At 68.3% G+C, this 489-nt stretch carries 1 pseudogene; it reads right to left on the bottom strand.

What is annotated here, in order from left to right:
* Positions 1-450 (bottom strand): annotated as a pseudogene (locus tag EN994_RS34755) (helicase); the annotation flags it as partial.
* Between the last annotated feature and the right edge of the window lie 39 nt (positions 451-489).

Raw genomic sequence — 489 nt, 5'->3', positions numbered from 1 at the left:
CTCTCCGGGTGCAGCGGCGTTCGGTGCGCCGGCGTCCGCAGGCGCATCGCTTCGGCCGCGCGCTTGTCCGTTGCGTGGGCGATTGTTCCTGCGGTTGTCGTCGCGGTTGCGCGGGCGCTGTTCGAAACGACCCTGACGCCACAACAGGATGGGTTTTGGCGCTTCGGCTTCCGGGGCGGGTTCCCCGGTGGCTGCTTCAGTCACCGTCACGGGTTCGTCCGGCGCGGCGTCCGTTGCCGGCGCGGCATTTGACACCAGCTCGGCCGGTGCAACTTCTTCTGCCGCTGCGGCTTCAGTCTCGGCAGCTTCAGCCTCTGCCTGCGGTTCAACCGGTGCCGGTTCAGCAGCAGCCTCGGCAACAGGCGCTTCGTCTTGCACGGTTTCGACCGGAGCGTCCGCCTGTTCTCCCACGGCAGGCGCAGCAGGTTCCGCCGCGGCGTCGGAGGTCATTTCGGTCGCCGTTTCCGAAACGGCCACTGCGTCCGATGC

This window comes from Mesorhizobium sp. M7A.F.Ca.CA.002.09.1.1 (genome assembly GCF_003998555.1).
GTDB lineage: Bacteria > Pseudomonadota > Alphaproteobacteria > Rhizobiales > Rhizobiaceae > Mesorhizobium > Mesorhizobium ciceri.
Note: the sequence above shows the minus strand (reverse complement) of the source record. Positions and strands in the feature narration are given on the sequence as shown.